This window comes from Dehalococcoidia bacterium, assembly GCA_035574915.1.
In the GTDB taxonomy this organism is placed as follows: Bacteria; Chloroflexota; Dehalococcoidia; order DSTF01; family WHTK01; genus DATLYJ01.
Genome location: DATLYJ010000153.1, coordinates 17,355 through 37,057 on the forward strand (window position 1 = coordinate 17,355; position 19,703 = coordinate 37,057).

Here is a 19,703-nt window from a genome sequence, read left to right on the forward strand (position 1 = left end):
GCGCGTCTGAAGGGCTGAGATCGCTCACGGCCGCGGGCACCGCGACTGTAATGGTCGAACCCCAGGGCGGCCTACTCCTCCGCGAACCCGAGCCGGATGGAGAGCTGTTCTGCGGCGATGCGCATCTCGTGCGCAAGCCAGTTGAGCTTCTCCGGCGTGGCGACCGTGTCCTGGCCGCCGGCAACGATTGCCGCGACCACGCGGCCCCGGCGTCCTCGCACGGGCACGCTGACCCAGGACCAGCCCTCCACGCGCTCGCCGCGGTCCATCGCGTAGCCGCGGGCCCGGACTTCGCTGAGTTCGCGCTCCAGGGCGTCCACGGTCGTGATGGTCTTCGGGGTGAAGCTCCGCAACTGCTCACGCCCGGCATAGAGGGCCCGGAAGACCGCGGGGTCGAGGTAGGCGAGCAACACCTTGCCGTCGGCGATGGCGTGCGCCTGCTCGACCACGCCGACCCGGAACTTCGAGTCGTGCCCGTCCCGTCCGCGAGCGCTCGCGAGGTAGGCCACGCGGTGACCAACGCGCACGCCGAGGTAGGAGTTCAGGCCGGAGAGCTCGGAGATGTCTGACAGGGTCGCCTTGGCTGACTGAATGAAGGGGCTGTAGGCGAGCGCGACCGCCGCCGTGCCGAGGATGTCGGAACCCAGTTCATACTGGGTGGACTGCGGGTCCTGGTCCGCCCAGCCCTCCTCCACCAAGGTGACGAGCAGGCGGTGAGCCGTCGCCGGCGGGAGCCCCGTTGCCTGGGCCACCTCCGCGACACCGAGGGGCTTGCGCACCTCGGCAAGCAACCGGAGGATCGCCAGCGCGCGCTGTACGGACCTTATCGGCTCTACCATTGGAAGCTCCAGTCATATGCCCAACTCTGCATAGGTTATGCGAAAACGCTGCCCTAGAAAATGGTGCGGCGCGCCGCCATTCGGGAAACGATACCGGTTCCGGCCCTCCAGCCGCCTGCTCTCAGAACAGCACCTGCTCGATGGTGAGCGCTTCGATCTCGCCGTCCGCGAGGCCGAGGAGGCTTTTCAGGACCTCTGCCGTGTGCTCGCCCATGCGGGGCGCCCGCCGCAGAACCGGCGCTTCGCCGTTCATCCGAGCCGGTTGGGCATGGGTCTTGAAAGACACGTCCTCTTCCGGGAATGGCACTTCGACGAGACCGCGCTTTGCGAACCAGGGGTCGCGCACCACCAGGTCTTCGAGGTCTTCGACCACTGCCGCCATGATGCCCCGGCCCTGAAGGGTGTGCATCACCTGCCAGGGGTCCCGCTGGCGTGTCCAGGCCGAGATGGCGTCGTCAATCTCGTCGGCGTGCTCTTGCCGGGATTCGAGCGACGCGAATCGGGGGTCCGCCGCCATTTCGGGCCTCCCGATCGCGCCGGCAAGGCGCTTCCACTCGTCCTCCGTCTCCACGGCGATGGCGCACCAGCGGTCCTCGCCGAAGCAGGGATAGACGCCATGGGGCGCGAAGTCGCGCGAGCGGTTACCCTGGCGCGGGGGCAGCACGCCGTTCGACGCAAACTCCAGGAACCCCGGCCCGAGGAGGCTCATCGTCGCTTCGACCTGCGAGAAGTCGATGAACATGCCCTTGCCGGTACGGTTCCGGTGATAGAGGGCCGCCAGAATGGACGCGACTACCAGGTAGGGCGCGGAGAAGTCAGAGTAGAGCGGGCCGAGGCCGATGGGCGGCCTTTCGGGCGAGCCGGTGATCATGTTCAGGCCGCCGAAGGCGATGACGCCGTTCCCGTACGAGCCGTAGTTTCGGTACGGCCCGTGGCAACCCATGACGGGCATCGAGAGCATCACGATGTCCGGCTTGACCGCCTTCAGGTCCTCGTACCCGAGGCCCCAGCGCGGCATTCGCTCGGCCGTGAAGTTGTTGAGGACGACGTCCGAGCGGCGGATTATCTCCTTCGCCAGCTCGACGCCCTTCGGATGGTTCATATTGAGGCGCACCGAGAGCTTGTTCGTGTTGCAGTCGTTGAAGACGCCGTTTGTGTCGATGCTTGACTTCCCCGGCGGCTGCACGCCGACCACGCGGATGTTGTCGACGCGGTACTCGGACTCGAGCTTGATGACCTCGGCGCCGAAGTCCGCGAGCATCCGGGAGGAGGCCGGCCCGGCGATGAGCCAGGCGAAGTCGGCCACGCGTATGCCCGCGAGCGGGCGCGCCGGGTCGAACGGCGTTGCCGGCGATGCTTCGGCCGGCAGGCGAGCCGTGGCGAGGGGCGGCAGGGCCGACAGCACCTCGGCGTTGTGCTCGCCGAGTAGCGGCGCACGCCGCCCCGGTCGCGTGGGAGCGCCGTGGAAGCGCGCGGGCAGCGAGCCATCCGTGAGCGTTGTCCCGAGCTCGAGATGTTCGATCTGCGTGAAGTAGCCGCGGGCGGCGAGCTGCTCGTCGCCCAGGAGGTCCTCGACGGTGTTCACGGGCATGACCAGCTGCTTGCGGCGCTGGCCCTCGTGGAAGATGTAGGCGCGGTCGTGCATCGCGCAGAGCCGGGCGATGGCTTGCGTTACGGCGGCGCGGTTCTCGATGCGATAGCTTTCGTCCTGCCACTCGCGTCCGAGCACCGGCGTATCGATGCCCTCATCGGCCAGCCAGCCGGCCATGTCGGCCCAGTTGGCCTGGATGCCGGTGCGGAGTACGAAGCTGACCCACTTGCCGTCTTTGCAGCGATGGATCCCGGAGATATTTCCCATACGGCGGGGGACGCGTCCGTGCCAGGCGTAGATGTTGGCGTTTGCCGTCTGTATCGTCGCCATGGACGCCGCTTCCTGAAGGGTCACCTCGACATGGCGGCCGCGTCCCTCGGGGTCGGCGTCTCTGCCCAGGATCGCCATCAGGGTTGCCGCTGCCGCCACCAGCGACGCCATCTTGTACGCCTGCTCACCGCCGGGGACGTCGGGAGCTGCGTCGGGGAAGCCGTTGAGATAGAGGAGACCTGACGACGCCGCGCCGACCAGGTCGTTTCCCCGGTAGCCTTCGAAGGGGCCGTCCTGCGCGAATGGTGTCACGGTTGTGTACACGATCCCTGGTTTCAGCGCCGCCAGGTCTGCGTATGCCAGGCCCAGCGCCGCCATGCCGGCCCTGCCCCGGGTCTCGATCACTGCGTCGCAGCTTGCCGCGAGCCGCCTCAGGGCTTCTCGACCTTCGGCCGTCTCGAGATCGAGCGTCACGCCGCGCTTGTTGCGATTGAAGTGCTGGTGGTAGAGGCTGCGCTCCGGCTCGGGGCCGCGGCTAACGAAGGGCGATCGCCGCCGTACGGAGTCGCCCGCAGGCGGCTCGACCCTGATCACGTCCGCCCCCATGTCGGCGAGCAGGCGGGATGCCAGGACTGCGGACTCGTCCGCAAGGTCAAGGACGCGGATGCCCGCCAGGAGGTCGGGGAAGCTCAACTCAGGAGCCTTCTAGTCGCGCTGCGACGAGGAGTCGAAGCAGCCCTGCCGGCCTATCCGCCGGCAGGGCTGAGAATAACCCTTCTGGGACGCAATTTGTCCAGATGCCACGCGAGGCACCGAGGGACGCACGCCGTCCGCGATCAGGACGTCCTCTTGGACGCGTCGTACCACAGGTAGGGCAACGTGTCCGTCGGCGGCGACGTGATTACCCAGCCGCGGTAGACGCCTGCGTTGCCGACCCAGGGCCAGGTGAGCGACAAGCCCCGTGTCTTGTACGCAAACGGTATGGTGTACAGCGTCTTGCCCAGGTGGCGCTGGATGTCGTGCGCAAGTCCGACTTGCTTTTTGAGGTCAGGCTCGCGCAGCAAGCGGTCGATCAGGCCGTCGAGGGTCGTGTCCTTCTGGCCGCCCTGTTTCGGCGGGTTCGGTATGTGCAGGGGCGCGTAGGGCGTGCGGTCCTGGGCCGAACCGGAGTGCCAGTTGGTGCGGAGTTGGTTGGCGACGCCTCCGTAGGTAGTGTTCACGAACACGGACCAGCCGTTGAAGCCCTGGCCGTAGTTGTAATTCGGGACGTAGTCGTTGGCGTAGTCGACGATCTTGATGTCGGTCTTGATGCCGCCCTCGGCGAACATGCCGATGAGGACCTCGACGTTGCGCATGTAGTTGACGCCGTAAGGCGTGCCCGTCGGGCCGTAGAAGCTCGTCTGGAAGCCATTGGGGTGGCCGGCGGCGGCGAGCAGCTTCTTCGCTTCCGCGACGTCCTTCTTGAAGTAGGCGGCAGCCTCGCCCATGTCCTTCGAGTACGGGTCGAGGTAGAAGTCGCCCCAGCCTTTGCCGAGGAAGTTGTCGTAGACGATGTCGAGCTCGATACCCTCGGCCTTGAACCTCGCCTCGTCGGCGAAGGCCGCTGCGAACTCCTGGCGGTCGATCAGGAGTGACATCGCCCTCCGCACACGCTCGTCGAGGAAGGGGCTGTTTGACCAGCCAAAGAACACGCCTGGCGCCACGGCACCGTGCTCCCCCTGGAGCATCAGGAGCTGAGGTAGTTCCTTCTTGGTGGTGATGATGTCCTCTTGACGGACTACGTCGCTCCAGATGTTGCCGGCGCGGAACTGGGCGAGCTGCGTCGCGTATTCCTGGATGATCGGCTGGCTCCAGCCGTCGAGGAACGGGCGGTCCTTGACATACCAGTTCGGGTTGCGCTTGTACTCGATGCCAGTCGCCGGCTCAAACTTGTCGACGATCCAGGCGCCGGTGCCGCGAGCCGTCTCGCGCGGGTCGAAGCCGCCGTCCGACTCCTTGGGCATGATGAACAGCCCCAGGGTATTCGCCAGATAGTCGAACAGGGCGGCTAACGGGAAGCTAAGGTTGAGCTTTACGGTGCGTTGGTCAGGCGTCTCCACCGAGACGATCGGCGCTGAAGGATTGGGTTGGTTCGGGTTGACGTCCCGGAACCAGTCGTTCCGGTAGACGGAGACGGCCTTCATGCGGTCCATGCTGAACTTGACGTCGGACGAGTCCAGCGGCCGGCTGTTTGTCGGAGGGCGGGCGTCCCACTTCGCGTTCGGACGCAGCTTCATGGTGATGGACATCGCGTCCCCGGCCAGTTCCCAGGACTCGACGAGGTCGCCTTCGATCTCGCCCTTCGGCAGTTCGATGATCCCGGGCTTCCACTTGAAGAGGCGGCTGTAGGGGAAGGCGGCTGCTCCGCGGACAGAGTTCACCGTGGCCCCTATGTAGTCGAGGCTCGGCGGCGAAGCGGTCTGGTAGCTCTGGTAGATGCCCCCGGGCTTCGCGTCTTTGGTGGTGTCCTTGCGCTCCCCGATCAGCCCGCCGGGTGTCGGGCCTCCATCGCCGTCGTCCCCGCCGCCGCAGCCGACGAGGGCGGCGGCCCCCGCGGCCATGCCTGCCATGCCCGCGGCAGCGAGGGCCCTCCGGCGGCTCAGGAGGCGGTCCCAGTACCCTTTGCTCTCAGTCACCCGTCCGCTCCCTTCTCCTGGCCTCCTGGAGGACAGGACAAATCGCGTGGCCAGCGCGGCCGATCTGATTCAAGATTGTATACCGAATGTCAATACCGGATGCCACTTCTCGGGAGGGCAGTGACCGTATCGAAAAGGACAAGAGGCCCTACCCGGCGGCTTACGAGCGACCTTTACTGAGACGGCGTGCCGAATATACTGTCGCCAATGCAAGACCTGGGACCGGCTGTCTAGCTGCCGGTAACTCTCGCGCGAGTGCGCGGCGGAAGCGAGGTCCGAGGGTGCGCCTTCTGGTGGCGAACAGGGGCGAGATTGCGGTGCGCATCCTGCGCGCCGCGGCCGAGCTTGGCGTCGAGACCGTCGCCGTTTACTCGGAGGACGACGCCCAGAGCCTGCATGTCCGGCGCGCCGACGCGGCCCAGGCACTGCGCGGCAGAGGTGTGCGAGCCTATCTGGACATCGAACAGATCATCGCGGCCGCGCTGGCGCACGGCTGCGACGCAGTTCATCCCGGGTACGGCTTCCTGAGCGAGCAGGCGGAGTTTGCCCGCGCCTGCGAAGATGCCGGCCTGAAGTTCGTGGGCCCTACCGCCGAGACCCTGGAGATATTCGGAGACAAGACGCGGGCGCGGGACCTGGCGAGGGAGTGCTCTGTCCCCGTCCTTGGCGGCACGGGGCCCATCGATGCCGTCCAGGCGCGCGCTTTCCTGGAATCGTTCGGCCAGGGGGGCAGCATGGTGATCAAGGCCGTCGCCGGTGGCGGCGGCCGTGGCATGCGCGTCGTGCGCTCCCTGGAAGAAGTCGACGCGGCCTGGGAGCGCTGCCGCTCCGAGGCAGAGGCAGCTTTCGGCAACGGGGCGGTCTATGCAGAAGAGCTCATGCCGAAGGCCCGCCACGTCGAGGTGCAGGTGATCGGCGACGGCCGAGGCGCCGTCGCTCACCTCTGGGAGCGGGAGTGCAGCCTGCAGCGCAGGCACCAGAAGGTGATCGAGATCGCGCCCTCTCCCGGCCTGGCGGAGGAGGTACGGGCGCGGCTTCTGGAGGACGCCGTGCGCATGGCGCAGAAGGTCTCCTACCGCAGCGCCGGGACGTTCGAGTTCCTGGTAGATGCCGCCGGCGGAGCGCGCTACGCCTTCATCGAAGCGAACGCCCGCCTTCAGGTAGAGCACACCGTGACCGAGGAAGTGCTCGGCGTTGACATCGTGAAGGCGCAGCTGCGCCTTGCCATGGGGGCCTCGCTCGCGGAAGTGGGCCTCCGGCAGGACCAGGTGCCGGCGCCGCGCGGGTTCGCGGTTCAGGCGCGCGTGAACATGGAGACCATCGACCGCGATGGCTCGGTTCGTCCCTCAGCCGGCGTGATCGCCGGGTTCGAGCCGCCCGGCGGCCCGGCCGTGCGCGTCGACACGATGGGTTACACCGGCTATCGCGTCCCGCCGGCCTTCGACTCCCTTCTGGCGAAGGTCGTCGGCTATTCGGCCGCAGGCTTCGAGGACGCGGTCGCGGTCACTTCCAGGGCGCTACGGGAGTTCGGCGTGGCGGGCGTGAGGACGAACATCGGCTTCCTGCTAAACGTGCTGCGCCATCCTGACTTCGTCGCCGGACGCCTCTACACGGACTTCATCGAGGACCATCTGGCCGAACTCGTGGAAACAGCGGAGGAGGAGGAACGCCGTCTGAAGCCAGCCGAAGGGATCCGGGTTGGCGCGAAGGTCGACGCGATCGACCCGCTTGCGGTGCTGAACTACGGCAAGACGGGCGGCGCCGAGGCGCCTACGGCCGCGGCAGTGCCGGAGCCGCTGCTCTTCGACGTCCCCGTGCCGGAGGGCATGGTGGCCGTGCGGGCGCCTGTTCAGGCGACGATCGTGAGCATAGATGTGCGTGAAGGCGACCTGGTGCGTGCGGGCGAGCAATTACTCGTGCTGAACGCGATGAAAATGGAGCACGTGCTGCGCGCGCCTGTGGGCGGCATTGTCCACCAGCTGCTGGGCGCCGTGGGAGACAGCGTCGCCGAGGGCGCCCCCCTCCTCTTCATGGAGGAGCAAGAGGTTGGCGAAGCGCTATCTGCCGAGCCGACCGAGGCCGACCTCGACCGCATCCGGCCGGACCTCGCCGAGGTCGAGCGCCGGCGGGCCCTGACGACCGACGAGGCGCGCGCCGAGGCCGTCGCCGAGCACCATGCCCGCGCCCGGCGGACGGCGAGAGAGAACATCGCCGACCTTGTCGACCCCGGCTCGTTCCTGCAGTACGGGTCGCTGGTCGTGCCTCAGGGCCTTCAGGGGACCGTCGACGAACTGCTGCAGTATGCCCCGTCCGACGGCATGGTCATGGGCCTGGCTCAGGTCAACCGCGACCTCTTCGGCCCTGAGAAGTCGCGCTGTGTCGTCATGTCCTACGACTACACGGTGCTGGCCGGGACCCAGGGCGGCATGAACCACCGCATGATCGACCGCATGTTCGAGACGGCGGCGAAGCTCAAGACCCCGGTCATCCTCTTCGCGGAGGGCGGCGGCGGCAGGGCCGGTGGCGGGTCCCGCGGCGGTCCCACGGGCGGCCGGCCGGAAAACGCGCCGGGACAGATCAGCGGTGGCGGCGGGCTGGGAGTGCCCTCCTGGAAGAAATTGAGCGACCTCAGCGCGCTCGTGCCGCTGGTCGGCATCGTGTCCGGGCGCTGCTTCGCCGGGAACGCGGCGCTCCTCGGGATTTGTGACGTCATCATCGCCACGCCAGACGCCACGATTGGCATGGGCGGGCCGGCGATGATCGAAGGCGGCGGACTTGGCGTCTACCGGCCGGAGGAGGTCGGCCCGGTATCCGTCCAGGTCCCCAACGGCGTGATCGACATTCTCGCGCAGGACGAGGCCGAGGCCGTGCGGGTGGCGAAGAAGTACCTCTCGTACTTCCAGGGGCGTGTCGGCACCTGGGAGGCGGCCGACCAGCGCAAGCTGCGCAACATCATCCCGGAGAACCGCCTGCGCGTGTATGACGTGCGCCAGGTCATCGAGACGCTGGCGGACAAGGAGTCGGTGCTGGAGCTCCGCCGCGACTTCGGAAGAGCGATGATCACGGCCCTGGTCCGCATCGAGGGGCGGCCACTGGGGGTGGTGGCGAACAACCCGCTGTTCAACTCCGGCGCGATCGACAGCCCGGCGGCGGACAAGGCGGCGCGCTTCCTCCAACTCTGCGACGCCTTCGACCTGCCCGTGCTCATGCTCTGTGACACGCCCGGGATCATGGTCGGGCCGGAGGCGGAGAAGACGGCCCTGGTGCGCCACGCCAACCGGATGTTCGTCGTCGGCTCGACGATCTCGGTGCCGGTCTTCACCATCGTGCTGCGCAAGGCCTACGGGCTCGGGGCGCAGACGATGGGCGGCGGCAATCACCGCATCCCCGTATTCACCCTCGCCTGGCCCACGGGCGAGTTCGGCGGCATGGGCCTCGAGGGCCAGGTCAAGCTCGGACGCCGGCGCGAGCTGGAGGCCATAGACGACCCGGTCGAGCGGCGCGAACGCTTCGAGCGCTACGTGGAGCAGGCGTACGCCCGCGGCAAGGCGATCAACGCGGGCCACGTCTTCGAGGTCGACGACGTCATCGACCCCGCGGACTCGCGGCGATGGCTCAGCGCGGGCCTGGAGTCGCTGCCTCCCCCACCGCCGCGCGTAGGCAAAAAGCGTCCCTGCATAGACGCCTGGTAGCGGCGGGCTGCTCCACCAGCGCCACGATGGCGCGCTGGCGCGGTGCCGGTTGACCTCGGGTGTCGAGACCGTATACTGGTACGACATTCCGCTAAGGCGGGTTTGCCCCAGATTCGCGCAAGCGCGACCTTCCCCGGCTCGCTCCTTGCCGGTGAAGCAGGGGAGGCCTGGTATACGCTCCCACTCCAGGCCTCCCCCCTTCGGGCTAGACAACTTGCCGTCTTGGTGTTTGAATTCGCGCAACGCGAATCGTCCTCCTGACTGGAAGGGCGTCTCGCGATTCTACGCCACCGGCAGGAGCGATCGATGCTGTCGTGGCAAAGGAGCGGTGACCCGTAAATCAAACACCCTGTCCGGTTGGAAGACTGTAGTCCAGGCCCGGTCCCGGGCGATGAAGAGAGGAGCGAATCCGTGGCGGTTATGGGCTATTGGGAGAGAGTCAGGGCAGCGCGGCTGAGCAGGCGCCGAGCCCTTGGGGGTTCTGTGGCGCTCGGCGCGGGGGCTGCCGCCCTCAGCCTCGTGGGCTGCGGAGGCGGCGACGACAGCGGTGGAGGCGGCGAAAAAGATCCGAGTGGCCTGCTTTCGTTCCCGAAGGACACTACGGCTCAGGCCAAACCAGGCGGCATCTTCAAGGACGTCCTTACCGCTGACACGACCACCATGGACCCGATCGCTTCGACGTCCTTCACGGCGAAGGCCTACGTCGCAGCGTTCACGTACCCCCAGCTGGTGAAGTTCAAGGTCGCCAAGTATCCCGACCGCGCCGATGGCACGGTTGAGGGTGATGCGATGGAGTCGATCGAGATCAGCGGCGACAAGCTGCAGATCACGATGAAGCTCCGGCCTGGTATGAAGTGGGACCCGCGCGCCCCGACGAACGGACGTGAAGTCGACATTCAGGACGTGGTCGCCAGCCTCGAGCGCTACAGGGATATCAACCCGTTCCGCGGCGACATCTTCTACGACGCCGGCACGGCCCCTTCTTCACCGGTGGAGACGATCCAGGCACCCGACTCGCGGACGCTGGTGCTCAAGCTCAAGCTCCCCGACGCGTCCCTCTTGCCGAACCTGGCGAACTACGCCACGGCATACGTTTTGCCCAAGGAGGCCTTCAGTGGCGGCTTCGACCCCAAGGGCGAAGTGCGCGGCTACGGCCCCTGGCTTCTCGAGGACTATCGGCCATCGCAGCACTTCATCTGGCGCAAGAACCCGGACTATTACGTGAAGGGCCGCCCGTTCTCGGACAAGATCGAACGCCCCATTGTCACCGAGTACGCGCAGCGGCTGGCGCAGTTCCGGGCCGGCAACATCTGGACGAGTGTCGTCGTCCAGGAAGACGTCTTCACGACCAAGCGTGACCTCCCGCAGACCGAACTACGCCAGGGCGAGACGCATGCTTCCGGCGCAACGAGCATTGGTTTTGGCTACGCCGGCAACTCTCCGTGGAAGGACCAGCGCCTGCGGCAGGCCCTCAACTACCTCCTCGACCGCGAGACGCTCGCGGATGTCCTTGGCAACCGCGAGCAGTTCCGCAAGGAGGGTGTGGACGCCGAGACCAGGATGCACTCGATTGTGGGCGCCGCATGGGACGGCTACTGGGTAGACCCGACGGACGAGAAGAAGTTCGGGCCGAATGCGAAGTTCTTCAAGTACAACGTGGCTGAGGCGAAGAAACTCATGAGCGCCGCCGGCTTCCCGAACGGCGTGGAGTCGACCTTCTACTACAACGGCTCCACGAACTACGGGGCCGCCTACACTCGCCTGGCCGAAACGCTAATCGGCATGTTCAACGAGGGCGGCATGAGGCTAAAACAGGGCCCGACGGAGTACCAGAACGACTGGCTGCCCAACTACCACTTCGCCTACACCAACTCCTACCACCCCGCGGGCCAGACCAGGAACTTCGACGGCCTTGCCCTGAGGGCGCCTACCTTCTACGCGACGGTCACCCAGACCTTGTTCACGAACCAGCACAAGGATGGCAGCCGCTTCGAGGGCTGCACGCCGAACGGCCTGAACCCGAACAACGGCGACCCCGAGCTCAACTCGAAGATCGAACGGCTCCGGGGAGAGTTCGATATCGGCAAGGCGCACGCCATCGCCCTCGACATCGCTCAGTTCGTGGCGGAGAAGGCATATTTCATACAGGGAAGGCCGTACTCCCTCCTTGGCTTCGGCCTGACCTGGCCTGTGATCGGCAACTACGGCCTCTGGCGCACCTGGCCCACGAGCCGCATCGTGCCCGAGACCGCGTTGCACTGGTGGATCGACACTTCGAAGCCGCCGCTGGCGAGGAGCTAACGAAGCGTGTCCGGAAGAAGCAGGCCGGCGCCGTCCGGCCTGCTTCTTCTTGCTTGACCCCCGGATAACATGGCCGATTCCGTACCTGCCCCTGGGCCGCTATCCGACGTCCGCGTGCTGGACCTGGCCGGGGAGGCGGGCGTATTCGCCGGACGCCTCCTCGCGGACCTCGGCGCTGATGTCATCCGCGTGGAGCCGCCGCAAGGCTCCGCGGTGCGGCGCCGGTCGCCGTTCCTCGACGACGTCGCAGGCCTCGAGCGAAGCCTCTACCACCTGCACTTCAACGCCAACAAGCGCGGCATAACCCTCGACATCTCCCGGCCGGAAGGCATCGACCTCCTGCGCCGCCTGGCAGCCGTGTCGGATGCGGTCATCGAGACGGCCCCGCCCGGGGAGATGGACGCCCTGGGCGCAGGCTATGAAGACTTGCGAGCCGCGAACCCTGCGCTCTTGTACGTGACCATCACGCCGTTCGGCCAGCAGGGGCCGCTTCGGAACTATCGTGGCAACGACCTCGTCGGCGCTGCATCGAGCGGCCTGATGTACCTGAACGGCGAGCCCGAGGACCCGCCGAACCAGCCCGGGGCCGAGCAGGCGTATCACATGGCCTCGCTCGTCGCGGCTTCAGCGCTACTCATGGCGCTCTACGGCCGCGATCGTCGCCGGCCGCCGTCCGGGCATCGCATCGACGTGAGCCTCCAGGAGGCGGCATCGATGGCGACCTTGCAGACGGCGAGCGCGAATTACTACACGTGGTACCGGCGCGTACCGCAACGTCGCGGTCTGTCAGTCTTCGGCGGACGCCACCTCTTTCAGTGCGCGGAGGGACGCTGGGTCAGTTTCGTGATCATGCCCTACCGCTGGGACGACTTCGTGCGCTGGCTCCGCGACGAGGGCATCGAGTCCGAGGTCTGCGGCGAGGAGTGGCGCGACCCTGCCTTCCGCGCGCAGCGTCCCGGAGCTGCCACCCCGGCCATCGCCGAGCTGGCGTCGCGGCACCCGCGCGACTACCTGTTCCACGAGGGCCAGAAGCGCCTGATCAGCGTCCAGCCCGTGAACGACGTGAGCGACATCCTCGAGGACCCTCAGTTGCGCTCTCGCGATGCCTTCGTCCGGTATGAGGTCGAAGGCCGGGAGATGCTCGACAGCGGGCCGGTGCCGCGCATGAGCGCAACGCCGCTGAGCCTCTGGCGCCAGGCGCCGCGCCTGGGCGAGCACAACGAAGAGGTCTACGGCGGCCTCCTGGGACTGTCCGCGGCGCGGATCTCAGCGCTGCGCGATGGGGGCGTCATATGACCGAGGAGGCGTCGCTTCTCAAGCCCCTGGCGGGCATCCGCGTCTGCGACTTCTTCTGGCTCATCGCGGGCCCCGCGACGTCGCGCATCATGGCGGACTTCGGCGCTGAGGTCATCAAGATCGAGTCGGAGGAGCGTGAGGACCAGATCCGCAACGCGGGCGTGTGGCCCCCAAACCGGACCCAGAGCAGCCCGAACGCGGTCTTCGTCGACTGCAACACGAACAAGCTTTCGCTTACCTTGAACCTCAACCAGCCGAAGGCGATCGAGATTGCCAGGCAGCTTGTCGCGATCTCGGACGTCGTCACCAACAACTTTACGGGTGAACGGATGGACCGCTGGGGCCTGGGATACAGGGACCTGGTCCAGGTGAAGCCGGACATCGTGATGCTGAGCATGCCGGTGATGGGGACAACGGGGCCCTACCGCTCCTACGGCGCGAACGGACTCGGCGTGGTCTCCTACGGCGGCATCAACACCACGATGGGCTTCCCCGGCAGGCCGCCAAGCGGCATGGGCCCGCTGTACTCGGACTTCACGACGCCCTACTTCGCCCTGATGGCCATCATGGCCGCCCTGCGCCACCGTGACCGGACCGGCGAGGGTCAATTCATCGACCTCTCGCAGGCTCAGGCGACGGTGGCACTTCTCGGCACGAGCATCCTCGAGTACACGGCTAATGGCCGCGTCCCCGAGCGTCCCGGCAACCGCTCGCGGGACTACTGCCCGCATGGGGCGTATCCCTGCTGGGGCGAGGACCGATGGTGTGCGATCGCCGTGGGCTCGGACGCGGAATGGCGTGCACTGTGCGATGCCATCGGGCGGCCCGAACTCGCCACCGACCCTCGCTTCGCGACGCACGAGGCCCGCAAGGCCAGCGAGGACGAAGTCGACGCGATTCTCGCCGGCTGGACGCGAGGGCGAGACGCCTGGCAGGTGATGCACTATCTGCAGGACCGTGGCGTCATGGCTTCGGTGGTCGAGGACCTGGAGGACGTGGTAGTGCGCGACCCGCACATGCGCGCGCTCCACTTCGAGACGCTGTCAGATGCGGATGGCGTCGCGCAGTACATTGCGCACCGGCAGCCGGCGAAGTTCCAGGGCCGCAGTCCGGAGCTGCGCCGGCCCCCCGTACAGGGCGAACACAACGAATATGTACTGAAGGAACTCCTCGGCTACTCCGACGAAGAGTACGTACAGCTCCTGATCGACGGCGTCCTCCGCTAATGAGCAGTCCTCACTGCTGCACTGCGGTGTCGTCGCTGAGATACTGGACCCGAGGCGCGCGAGAGCAGGCACTGCCGCTCCCTGGCCTCCTGCTCCGTGGAGACCGCGAACCGGCTGAGGGGCGTCGGACGCCTGCCTGGAGCAAAGCGGCTCTGGCTGGGTGACGGTAAGCCGGCACCAACCCTTTCAACTCGCAGTCGGTCGCGGTGGTCCCGAACGTGCTCGCACGAGAGCGCGGCCGCGCTCCGTCCGGCGCCGCCCGGGAAACGCCAGTGCCCTGCCAACCGCGCTAGCCGACCGACCGGTGATGCGCTAGGTTACATGTCACCCGCGCATCGCAGGTATGGAGTGGTGGGAAAGCGCTCATCAAAGGAAAAGGCTCGTGAGCACCGTCTGCGCCTACGCGCGGAGGGTTTGAGGCGCCTTCAGATCTGGGTTCCCGACGTCAGGTCGCCGGCGTTCAAGGCCGAAGCGCGCCGACAGTCAGCACTGGCTGCTCAAAGTCCGATGGCGAAGGAGGAACCGGACTTCGTCGACGCGCTCTCGGAATTCAACGAGTGACCAGAGGCGAGATCTGGACGGTCGCCGGTGGCAGTGACTACACAGGGAAGCCACGGCGCGCGCTCGTCCTTCAGGATGACAGCTTCGACGCACGGATTCGCTGACTGTCTGCCCCTTGACGACTGACCCCACTGACCTGCCCCTCTTTCGCATCCTGGTTGAACCGAACGACTCGAACGGCCTGTCAGCCGACTCACGCGTCATAGTCGATGAGATCACGACGGTCCGAAGGACGCGGCTGACCACGCGAATAGGCCGCCTTTCGGATACCGGCCTAATGCGAGTGGGCCGCGCGGTTGTCGTGTTCCTCGGCCTGGCTCAACCGTCCCGCGCGGACGCCTAACCGACGCGCTGGGAGTCTTGACCGTCCTCGGCGTCAGTCCCAGCCGCGCCACTCCGTCTTCGCCCGCCACTCGCGCGGGCCGCGGTGGGGGCCGTCGCGCTCGGGGTCGCGGTAGCCGACATAGACGATGCCGGCGATCTCGTCCGACGGCGAGAGGCCAAACCAGGCCTTAACGTAAGGGTCGAAGGCGCCGTCGCCCGTGCGCCACTGGGCGGCGAGTCCGAGGGCGTGGGCCGCGAGGAGCATGTTTTCGATCGCCGCGGCACTGGCCTCGAGGTCTTCGACGGGCAGGATCCGCTCGCCGCCCTTCTCCGTGACGTCGTGCTTCACGCCGACAACGATGAGTACCGGAGAACGCAAGGGCTTTGCGCGCTCGGCGGCGGCGAGCCCCTCGACCTTCTTCTGCTCCTCACCTGCCATGCGCCTGCGCAGGGCCTCCTCCAACACGGCGCCCATCTCCTCCCGCGCACGGCCAGCCACCACGAAGAAGCGCCAGGGCTGCGTCTCGTGATGGTTCGGGGCCTGGACGGCGGCGGCGAGAAGCTGCTCGATGAGTCCTCGCGGAGGCGTGTCCGGCAGGTGCTTGCCGATGCTGCGGCGGGTGTGGATGGCTTCGAGGGCGTCCATGCGTTAGTACAGGGTACAGAGTCCATGCCGTAGCGTCGCGTCAGCGCGCGCTGCTCCGCCAGCTCCCAAGCGTTGCCATGGCGCGTCGTTTCCCCGCCCCGGCACCAACGTTAGCTTCCACCGGCATGTTCGAACGCGGGAACACTCGGATGTCAGCGCCTGGGACTGGCCCTCCCGGCCCCGCCGGCCGACGTCCTGGGGATTCGGGTTCGGATGCCCGCCGCTCCCGGGCCGGCGGCCGGAGGTCCGCGCTAGGCCAGCAGCTCGAGCGGCGCGAATGACAGCAGCAGCTTCTTCACGCCCGCCTCTCCCTTGAACGCCACCACCACCTCCTGGTCCGTCCCCGAAGCAGTCGGGACGCACGACACCACGATTCCCTCGCCGAACTTCGCGTGTCGCACATGGTCCCCGGCCGAGAACGACCCCCCGTTCCCCCGCCGCCCCAGCGGCGCTGCCTCGCGCTCACGCCAGCCCGGCGGCATGTTCGACCCCACCCGCTCGCGCACCGCATCCAGCGTCCGCATCGGCCGCTGGTACGCTTGCTCGACGCCCTGGTGGGCGGCATGCACCAACTCCGGCGGCAGGTCCTTCAGGAACCGCGACGGCGGGTTGTGGCCGCCCTGCCCCATCAGAGAGCGCCTGAAAGCCCGGAGCAGGTACAACCTGTCCTTGGCCCGGGTCACGCCGACGTACGCCAGCCGCCGCTCCTCCTCCATCTGCGCCGGGTCATCGAAGCTGCGTATGTGGGGCAGGATGCCCTCCTCCATCCCCGTGATCATCACAACCGGGAACTCCAGCCCCTTGGCGGCGTGGAGCGTGATCAGCGTCACGGCGTCGACCTTGTCGTCGTACTCGTCCTGGTCGGACATCAGCGCCACGTCCTCCAGGAAGCGCATCAGCGCGTGCTCCGGCTCCAGCTCGTCGAACTGGGCCGCGACGTTCACCAGCTCCTGGACGTTCTCCCAGCGCTCCTCCGCGTCGCCTTCGAAGGCCGCGTACAGGTACTCGCGGTAATGGGTCTTCGCCAGCACGTGCTGCACCAGGCGCGACAGCGTCAGCACCGGCGCCTCGGTGATGATCTGCGCCATGAGGTCGACGAAGCCGACGAGCGCCGTCCGCGCCGTCTGGGCGAATGGCCCCTGCTGTCCGCCCTCGAGGGGCGAGGCCGCCATCGTCTGCAGCGCCGCGTATACAGGCACCTCAAGCTGCCGCGCCCAGTTCTCCAGCTCGTCGAGGGTCTTGGCGCCGATGCGGCGCGGCGGCACGTTGATCACCCGGTTCAGGCTGATCGAGTCATAAGGGTTCAGGACCAGGCGCAAGTAAGCGAGGACATCCTTGACCTCCTTGCGCTCGTAAAAGCGCGTGCCTCCGACCAGACGGTAGGGGATGCGTTCTGCTACCAGCCGCTCCTCCAGCGCGCGGGATTGCGCGTTTGTCCGGTACAACACGGCGATGTCCTGCCGGCGCACGCTCTGTCGCGTCAGGCGCTTGATCTCGGAGGCCACGAAGGCGGCCTCTTCTTCTTCGTTGTACGCCTCGTACACCACAATGGGGTCGCCGCGGCCCCTGTCGGTCCAGAGGTTCTTCTCCTTGCGCTGTTTGTTCGCGGCGATGATGCGCAGCGCGCCGTCGAGGATCGTCTGCGTGGAGCGGTAGTTCTGCTCCAGGCGCACGACCTTCGCCCGCGGGTAGTCGTGCTCGAAGTTGAGGATGTTGCGGATGTCGGCCGAGCGCCAGGAGTAGATCGACTGGTCGGGGTCACCGACGACGCAGATGTTCGCCTCGGGAGGCGGCGCGATGAGCTTGGCGAGGGCATACTGGGCGACATTCGTGTCCTGGAATTCGTCGATCAGGACGTGGCGGTAGCGCTCGCGGTAGCGCTCGCGGATGTCGGGGCACTCCCGGAACAGCTCCACCGCCTTCGCGAGGATGTCGTCGAAGTCCAGGCCATGGTTCTCATCGAGCAACGCCTGGTACCGGGACCACACCCGCGCCACGATCTCCTCGTTGTAGTCCTTGACCGCCCGCGCGAACGACTGCGGCGTCCCGAGCTCGCTCTTGGAGCGCGAGATCGCGGAGAGGATTGCCCGCGGCGCGTACTGCCGCGGGTCCAGGTGGTACTCCGACAGCACCTTCTTCACCAGCGCCACCTGGTCGGCGTCATCGAAGATCGCGAAGCCGCGCGGCACGCCGATGGCCTCGCCGTCGATGCGGAGCCAGCGCGCGCAGACAGCGTGGAAGGTGCCGAGCGTCAGGCCGCCGCCGATGCCGCCGAGGAGCTTTTCGACCCGGTCCCGCAACTCGCGCGCGGCCTTGTTCGTGAAGGTCACGGCGACAACTTCATAGGGGCGGGCCGCCCCCTCGGTGATCAGGTGCGCGATGCGGTGGGCGATAACCCGCGTCTTGCCGCTCCCGGGACCGGCGAGGATCAGCAAGGGCCCGGAGGTCGTCGTCACGGCATCGTGCTGGGCTGGGTTCAGGCCTTCGAGGATGGACATCGCGGGCTTTCGGTTAACAGCATCCGGCCGCGGCGGCAGCGCGCTGCCCGCGGTCGCGAGTAAGAGGTCGTGGGGGCATTAGCACGGGCATTCTAGCATGGGCCCGGCCAACGGCTGGCCTGCCCCGAGCCCGCCGGAGCGTCGTCTCGCATCACTGTAAAGAGGGCCGGATTCTTGATACATTCATGCCGCCTGCCCCGCCTTCCAACACACTGATGCAAGAAGAGGTCACGTCATGCCCTACGAGACCATAACCAAGCCCTCCCTGGACGAGTTCAGGGTCAAACCCAACCTCTACGACTACGAGGCCCAGCGCGCCGCCTTCAAATGGGAGGACGTTGCGAAGGAACTGGACGGCCTGCCCGGCGGCGGCCTGAACATCGCCTATGAAGCGCTTGACCGGCATGTCGCGAAGGGCAAGGGCAACAAGACGGCCATCCTCTGGGAAGGCAAGAACGGCGAGCAGGAGAGCTTCACCTACGAAGACATGGCCCGCATGTCCAACAAGTGGGCGAACGTCCTCCGCAATCTCGGCATCAAGAAAGGCGACCGGGTCTTCGTCTTTCTGGACCGCATTCCGGAGCTGTACGCCGCCGTCTTCGGCACTCTGAAGGCCGGATGCATCATCGGGCCGCTGTTTTCGGCCTTCGGTCCGGACGCCGTCCGCGACCGCCTCGAGAACTCGGAGGCTGTCGCATTTCTCACGAGCCCTCACCTCTGGGACCGGGTGAAGGAGATCCGGCCCCAGTTGCCGGCCCTGAAGCACGTGATCCACGTCCAGCACGGGAGGCGCACGGCTCCCAGCGAGGGCATCCTCTCTTTCGACGACCTGATGGACCAGGCTTCGGACCAGTTCGAGATCGAGCGCACGTACCTCGAAGACCCGGCGATCATGCACTACACCTCTGGCACCACGGGTAAGCCGAAGGGGGCCCTGCACGTGCACCAGGCCGTCTGGGGTCACTACGCCACCGGCAAGTACGTCCTGGACCTGCACGAAGACGACATCTACTGGTGCACGGCCGACCCCGGCTGGGTGACCGGCACGTCTTACGGCATGTTCGCTCCCTTCACCAACGGCGTGACCTCCGTGATCTATGAAGGCGGCTTCGCGGCCAGCAAGTGGTACGAGATCATCCAGAAGTACAGGGTCAGCGTCTGGTACACCGCGCCCACGGCCATTCGGCTCCTGATGAAGGCCGGCGAGCGCATCGCCGAGCGCTACGACTTTTCCAGCCTCCGCTACACGATGTCCGTTGGCGAGCCCCTGAACCCCGAGGCCGTGATCTGGGGGCAGAAGGTCATCGGCCTGCCCTTCCACGACAACTGGTGGCAGACCGAGACCGGCTCGATCATGATCGCGAACTACCCGATCATGCCCATTCGCCCCGGGTCCATGGGCCGTCCCATGCTCGGGATCACGCCGGGCGTCATCGACGAAAACGGCAACGAGGTGCCGCCCGGCCAGGAGGGCGACCTCGCGCTCCGCCCCGGCTGGCCCTCCATGTTCCGCGCCTACTGGAAGGACGAGGAGCGCTACAACAGCCGCTTCCGGAACGGCTGGTACATCACAGGTGACCGCGCCCGGCGCGACCCCGAGGGCTATTTCTGGTTCATCGGCCGCGCCGACGACGTGATCAACACCGCCGGCCACCTCGTCGGCCCCTTCGAGGTCGAGAGCGCCCTCATCGAGCACCCGGCCGTCGCCGAGGCCGGCGTCATAGGCAAGCCCGACCCGGTAGCGATGGAGATCGTGAAGGCGTTCGTGGCGCTGAAGGACGGCT

The 19,703-nt window shown here is 67.0% G+C and carries 12 protein-coding genes; 7 read left to right on the top strand and 5 right to left on the bottom strand.

Going from position 1 to position 19,703, the window contains the following annotated elements; genetic code table 11:
- Positions 1-71: 71 nt before the first annotated feature.
- The 3 genes from VNN10_13865 to VNN10_13875 all read right to left on the bottom strand — a co-directional run bounded on the left by VNN10_13865 (position 72) and on the right by VNN10_13875 (position 5,375).
- Positions 72-839 carry an IclR family transcriptional regulator gene (locus VNN10_13865; GenBank protein HXH23106.1) on the bottom strand — a complete coding sequence of 256 codons (768 nt, stop codon included), beginning with the start codon at positions 837-839 and terminating at the stop codon, positions 72-74.
- A 121-nt stretch (positions 840-960) separates the two neighbouring features.
- Positions 961-3,393: a CoA transferase gene (locus VNN10_13870; protein HXH23107.1), complete on the bottom strand. Its 2,433-nt coding sequence runs from the start codon at positions 3,391-3,393 to the stop codon at positions 961-963.
- Positions 3,394-3,536: 143 nt separating this feature from the next.
- Positions 3,537-5,375, bottom strand: coding sequence for an ABC transporter substrate-binding protein (locus tag VNN10_13875; protein HXH23108.1), 1,839 nt, complete (start codon positions 5,373-5,375; stop codon positions 3,537-3,539).
- A gap of 281 nt (positions 5,376-5,656) precedes the next feature.
- On the opposite strand from VNN10_13875, the gene VNN10_13880 reads away from it, so the two are divergent.
- The 6 genes from VNN10_13880 (at position 5,657) to VNN10_13905 (ending at position 14,794) form a co-directional block, all read left to right on the top strand.
- Positions 5,657-9,067 (top strand): carboxyl transferase domain-containing protein, encoded by a 3,411-nt coding sequence (locus VNN10_13880; protein HXH23109.1) that lies wholly within the window; start codon positions 5,657-5,659, stop codon positions 9,065-9,067.
- 483 nt (positions 9,068-9,550) lie between these two features.
- Positions 9,551-11,368 (top strand): ABC transporter substrate-binding protein, encoded by a 1,818-nt coding sequence (locus VNN10_13885; protein HXH23110.1) that lies wholly within the window; start codon positions 9,551-9,553, stop codon positions 11,366-11,368.
- A gap of 69 nt (positions 11,369-11,437) precedes the next feature.
- Positions 11,438-12,664, top strand: a complete 1,227-nt coding sequence (locus VNN10_13890) for a CoA transferase (protein ID HXH23111.1) — start codon at positions 11,438-11,440, stop codon at positions 12,662-12,664.
- On the top strand, positions 12,661-13,890 hold the full coding sequence (locus VNN10_13895; GenBank protein HXH23112.1) for a CoA transferase: 1,230 nt from the start codon (positions 12,661-12,663) through the stop codon (positions 13,888-13,890). Before VNN10_13890 ends, VNN10_13895 begins: the two co-directional genes overlap by 4 nt.
- A gap of 321 nt (positions 13,891-14,211) precedes the next feature.
- Entirely contained in the window at positions 14,212-14,451 is a 240-nt protein-coding gene (locus VNN10_13900; GenBank protein HXH23113.1) for an antitoxin MazE family protein, read from the top strand.
- Between the two features lie 115 nt (positions 14,452-14,566).
- The gene (locus VNN10_13905; protein ID HXH23114.1) at positions 14,567-14,794 is read left to right on the top strand and encodes a type II toxin-antitoxin system PemK/MazF family toxin; all 228 of its coding nucleotides are present in this window, start codon (positions 14,567-14,569) and stop codon (positions 14,792-14,794) included.
- 33 nt (positions 14,795-14,827) lie between these two features.
- Here the strand turns inward: VNN10_13905 and VNN10_13910 are convergent, their stop codons facing one another.
- Together VNN10_13910 and VNN10_13915 are read right to left on the bottom strand one after the other, a co-directional pair.
- The gene (locus VNN10_13910; GenBank protein ID HXH23115.1) at positions 14,828-15,421 is read right to left on the bottom strand and encodes a nitroreductase; all 594 of its coding nucleotides are present in this window, start codon (positions 15,419-15,421) and stop codon (positions 14,828-14,830) included.
- A 251-nt stretch (positions 15,422-15,672) separates the two neighbouring features.
- Complete coding sequence (locus VNN10_13915; GenBank protein ID HXH23116.1) at positions 15,673-17,919, bottom strand: 3'-5' exonuclease; 2,247 nt, start codon at positions 17,917-17,919, stop codon at positions 15,673-15,675.
- Positions 17,920-18,154: 235 nt separating this feature from the next.
- Between VNN10_13915 and acsA the strand changes: the two genes are divergently transcribed.
- The coding region (gene acsA, locus VNN10_13920) for an acetate--CoA ligase (GenBank protein ID HXH23117.1) at positions 18,155-19,703 on the top strand (1,549 nt) is incomplete at its 3' end.

What these genes read in the sequence shown, in the direction of transcription:
- VNN10_13865 (HXH23106.1), bottom strand. Translation starts at nt 839, where the DNA reads ATGGTAGAGCCGATAAGGTCCGTACAGCGCGCGCTGGCGATCCTCCGG.
- VNN10_13890 (HXH23111.1), top strand. Translation starts at nt 11,438, where the DNA reads ATGGCCGATTCCGTACCTGCCCCTGGGCCGCTATCCGACGTCCGCGTG.
- VNN10_13895 (HXH23112.1), top strand. Translation starts at nt 12,661, where the DNA reads ATGACCGAGGAGGCGTCGCTTCTCAAGCCCCTGGCGGGCATCCGCGTC.
- VNN10_13900 (HXH23113.1), top strand. Translation starts at nt 14,212, where the DNA reads ATGTCACCCGCGCATCGCAGGTATGGAGTGGTGGGAAAGCGCTCATCA.
- VNN10_13910 (HXH23115.1), bottom strand. Translation starts at nt 15,421, where the DNA reads ATGGACGCCCTCGAAGCCATCCACACCCGCCGCAGCATCGGCAAGCAC.
- VNN10_13915 (HXH23116.1), bottom strand. Translation starts at nt 17,919, where the DNA reads ATGTCCATCCTCGAAGGCCTGAACCCAGCCCAGCACGATGCCGTGACG.